General features: G+C 44.4%; 4 protein-coding genes. All 4 read left to right on the forward strand.

Annotation, left to right across the window (positions count from 1 at the left end; genetic code table 11):
* Window positions 1-108: 108 nt before the first annotated feature.
* The 4 genes from hisD (at window position 109) to hisH (ending at window position 4,615) form a co-directional block, all read left to right on the forward strand.
* The gene (hisD, locus tag IM753_RS12620; RefSeq protein WP_065256947.1) at window positions 109-1,392 is read left to right on the forward strand and encodes a histidinol dehydrogenase; all 1,284 of its coding nucleotides are present in this window, start codon (window positions 109-111) and stop codon (window positions 1,390-1,392) included.
* A 166-nt stretch (window positions 1,393-1,558) separates the two neighbouring features.
* A complete protein-coding gene (gene hisC, locus IM753_RS12625) occupies window positions 1,559-2,617 on the forward strand; it encodes a histidinol-phosphate transaminase (protein WP_115248144.1) in 1,059 nt (352 codons plus the stop codon).
* A gap of 144 nt (window positions 2,618-2,761) precedes the next feature.
* Window positions 2,762-3,850 (forward strand): bifunctional histidinol-phosphatase/imidazoleglycerol-phosphate dehydratase HisB, encoded by a 1,089-nt coding sequence (gene hisB / locus IM753_RS12630; protein ID WP_194109430.1) that lies wholly within the window; start codon window positions 2,762-2,764, stop codon window positions 3,848-3,850.
* Between the two features lie 162 nt (window positions 3,851-4,012).
* The gene (gene hisH / locus IM753_RS12635; RefSeq protein ID WP_194109431.1) at window positions 4,013-4,615 is read left to right on the forward strand and encodes an imidazole glycerol phosphate synthase subunit HisH; all 603 of its coding nucleotides are present in this window, start codon (window positions 4,013-4,015) and stop codon (window positions 4,613-4,615) included.
* The last annotated feature ends 18 nt before the right edge of the window (window positions 4,616-4,633 follow it).

Raw genomic sequence — 4,633 nt, forward strand, 5'->3', positions numbered from 1 at the left:
TAATATAGCATATTTTTAAACCAAAATTGATTTTTAATTTAACATTTATTGATTAACAAAAAGGCGTATTTCCCACGCCCAAACAGCCCCAAACAAAAGAGACAAGCCATGCAAACCCTACTTTGGAACAGCCTAGACCCAAGCGAGCAACAAAACGCCCTAGCTCGCCCCACCCAAACCGTCCAAGACAGCCTAACCGAGCAAGTACGAGCCATTAAAAAGGCAGTGCTCACCGATGGCGATAAGGCGTTATTTGACTTTGCCAAACGCTTTGACAACACCGAGCTTACCGCCCTACAAGTCGCCCAAGCCGACATTGACAAGGCAAGCGAGCAGGTGAGCGACACCCTAAAATCTGCCATACAGACCGCTTATAACAACATTCACGCCTTTCACACCGCCCAAATCCCCACCCCCATTGACACCCAGACGATGACAGGCGTGCGTTGTCAGGTCATCACTCGCCCCATTGACAGCGTGGGATTATACATACCAGGGGGTACTGCCCCACTATTTTCAACGGTGCTGATGCTTGCCATACCTGCCAAAATCGCAGGGTGTCGCCAAATCGTCCTTTGCTCGCCTGCCCCAATCAGCAACGAAACACTCTACACCGCCAAACTGTGTGGCATTGATACGGTGTACGCCATTGGCGGAGCAGGGGCGGTATTTGCGATGGCGTACGGCACGGACAGCGTAACCAAAGTGGATAAAATCTTCGGGCCGGGCAACGCCTATGTTACCGAAGCCAAACGCCAAGTATTAGCAGACGGTGTTGCCATTGATATGCCAGCAGGCCCGTCCGAAGTACTCGTGATTGCCGATGAATTTGCCAATCCTGCCTTTGTGGCAAGCGACCTGTTATCCCAAGCCGAACACGGAGCGGACAGCCAAGTCATTTTGGTAACGCCAAGCCAAGCCCTTGCCGATAAGGTATCAGGCGAGATTGACCGCCAATTGGCATTATTATCCCGAGCCGACACCGCACGCCTTGCTCTTGCCAAAAGCCGTATCATCATCGCGGACGATTTGGCACAATGTATTGACATTTCAAACATTTACGCCCCAGAACATCTTATCATCAACACCCAAAACCCTAGGGCGTGGCTAGATGACATCACGCACGCAGGGTCGGTATTTTTGGGAGCATATAGCCCTGAGAGCATGGGCGACTATGCCAGTGGCACAAACCATGTTTTGCCAACCTATGGCTTTGCTCGCACGCAGTCATCGCTTGGGCTTGCTGATTTTTATAAGCGTATGACGGTGCAAGAGCTTGATAAATCAGGATTTTTGGCACTTGCCCCCACCGTTGAAACCATGGCACAAGCCGAGCAATTGGACGCACATAAATTGGCGGTAACGGTGCGTGTTGATGAGATAAATTCGTAAAATTTATTGATAATTTAATAACGGTAAAATTGGCACACAACCCAACCATAATCCGTAGGGGCGAATTGCAATTCGCCCTTGCAAAACCTTTTAAATTTTAGGTTTTTTATTGATAACAAGTGTCAGGGCGATTGTCCGCCCAACCCAAAACACACAAGGAAACCCTATGATTACCCACCTAATCAAATCGTCCGTCCAAGAGCTAACCCCTTACCAGTCCGCTCGCAAAATCGGCGGAAACGGCACCATTTGGCTAAACGCCAACGAATACCCCACCTCGCCCAACATTCTCGGGCTTGGCACCCTAAACCGCTACCCCGAGCCGCAACCTGACGAGCTTATCCGCCGTTATGCCCGTTATGCAGGGGTTCGCCCTGAGCAGGTGCTTGCCACTCGTGGGGGCGATGAAGCCATTGAGCTTATCATTCGCACCTTTTGCGAGCCTACGGACTCTGTACTGTACTGTCCGCCCACTTATGGCATGTATGCCGTTAGTAGCACCGCCTTTGACATTCGTGCCAAAACCGTGCCTTTGACGGACGATTTTAACCTTGATTTGCCCCAAATTCAGGCGAACCTTGACGGCACAAAAGTCGTGTTTGTGTGCAGTCCCAACAATCCCACAGGCAACCTGCTCGCCCATGATGACATTCTTGCCCTGCTTGCCATGACAAAAGATAGGGCGATTGTGGCGTTGGACGAAGCGTATATTGATTTTTGTGTGGATAAGTCGTTTGCCCGTGAGCTTGATAATTTTGACAATCTTATCATCGTTCGCACGCTCTCAAAAGCCTTTGGACTGGCGGGGATTCGCTGTGGTTTTGCCCTAGCCAATAGCCAAATCATCAGTGCCATGCAAAAAATCATCGCCCCCTATCCTATCCCTGCCCCCACCGCCCTTATCGCCACCACTGCTCTTAGCGATGACGGTATCGGACAAATGCAAACACACGTCAAAACCACCCTTGATAATAAAGCGTGGCTTGTGCGTGAATTAGAATCCTTGCCGATTGTCAAAGCGATTTATCCAAGCTCTGCCAATTTTATTTTGGTCAAATTTGACAATCAAATCCAATCAGGACAAGCGGTATTTGATAAGCTCTGGGAGACGGGCATTATCCTACGCAATCAAACCACCGCCTTAAATCTTGCCGATTGTATTCGTATCAGTATCGGCACGCAAGACGAAAATCAAGCGGTGATTGACGCATTAAAAACACTTTAATTAAAGAATGTCAAAATTGATACTTTTTAAACAAATCATCATCAATCCGTAGGGGCGAATTGCAATTCGCCCTTACAAAAGGTATCAAATTTTTGGGTTCTTTGGCTATATACCACTTTAACCCCATTTTATAAAAGGTAATTTATGAAACCCACATTATTTATTGACCGAGACGGCACACTCATTGACGAACCAAAAACCGATTTTCAAATTGACAGCCTAGAAAAATTAAAATTAGAAAAAGGCGTAATTGTTGCCCTATTGGCATTACAAAAAAAATACCGCCTTGTCATGGTTTCCAATCAAGACGGCTTAGGTACGGAGAGTTTCCCCCAAGAGACTTTTGACAAACCGCATAACGCCATGCTGGATATTTTTAATTCGCAAGGCATCATCTTTGATGATATTTTAATTTGTCCGCATTTTAAAGAAGATAATTGCGATTGCCGAAAGCCCAATACCGCACTTTTAACTGAATATATCAATAACAATTTATTTGATAAAAATGACAGTTTTGTCATTGGCGACAGAGACACCGACATTGAACTTGCCAAAAATTTGGGTATTGTCGGATTAAAATACAGCCCCGATAATCTAAATTGGGAACTCATTACCGAAAAGCTCTTAAAAGAGCCTGTTACCAATATTGGCGAGCGTGAAAAACGCATTGGCGAGATTAAAAGAAAAACCAAAGAGACTGATATATCCGTCAAGGTATGTCTGGACGAGACAGGGGTTAATGAGATTAGCACAGGCATTGGCTTTTTTGACCATATGCTAGACCAAATTGCCACGCATGGCGGATTTAAAATGAGCGTAAATTGCCAAGGCGATTTGTGGATAGACGAACACCACTCGGTAGAAGACGTTGCCATTGCCTTAGGACAAGCCCTAAAACAAGCCATTGGCGACAAAAAAGGCATTGCCCGCTTTGGTTTTGTGCTACCGATGGACGAATGCCGAGCCGAATGCACAATGGATTTATCTAATAGACCTTTTTTAAAATTTAAAGGCAAATTTAAACGAGAAAAAGTGGGTGATTTTAGCACCGAATTGACCGAACATTTCTTTTTTTCATTAGCCGTGGCGATGGGGGCGACTTTGCATTTAAAAGTCAAGGGCGATAATGACCACCACAAAATAGAAAGTCTGTTTAAAGTATTTGGCAGAACCTTGCGTCAATGTATTAGAATTGAAGGTAATGAATTGCCAAGCTCTAAGGGTTTATTATAAAGTTTATAATACTGACTTAAAAAGTATGCTGAACTAGGTTTTCCGTTCGCCCTGAGCTTGTCGAAGGGTGAAAGAAAACCGTCATGGTTCGACAGGCTCACCACGAACGGTTTTCTTAACGGCATACTTTTTGAATTAAAACCAAATTTATAAGGATTTTTTATGAAATTAGTCATCATTGATACAGGGTGTGCCAATTTAACGTCAGTCAAATTCGCCATTGAACGGCTGGGTATCACGCCTACTATCTCGGACAGTGCCGATGAGATATTATCCGCCGATAAACTTATCTTACCAGGTGTGGGGACGGCAGAATTTGCCATAAATGAGATGAATAAAAAAGGATTAATTCCTATCATTCGCCAAATCAACAAACCCCTGCTTGGTATTTGCTTAGGAATGCAGTTATTGGGCGAATATTCTGCCGAAAGCCAAACCAATAATATCAGCACTCTTAATCTTATTCCCAATCATACCAAAAAATTAGACGTGGGTAATTTGCCCTTACCGCACATGGGCTGGAATAAAATTTATTTTGATGACATATCGCACCCCTTATTTGATGGTATTAAAAATGGCGATTTTGTTTATTTTGTTCACAGTTATGCGATGGCGGTGAATGAATATACCATTGCCACTTGTGATTATGGCACACCATTTAGTGCGATGGTACAAAAAGATAATTTTTATGGTATGCAATTTCACCCCGAAAAATCAGGTAAAGTTGGGGCAAGATTATTGCAAAATTTTATTGAAAATATTTAAAGTCACTTAAATTAGATA

It is taken from the genome of Moraxella sp. K127, assembly GCF_015223095.1.
Classification (GTDB): Bacteria; Pseudomonadota; Gammaproteobacteria; order Pseudomonadales; family Moraxellaceae; genus Moraxella.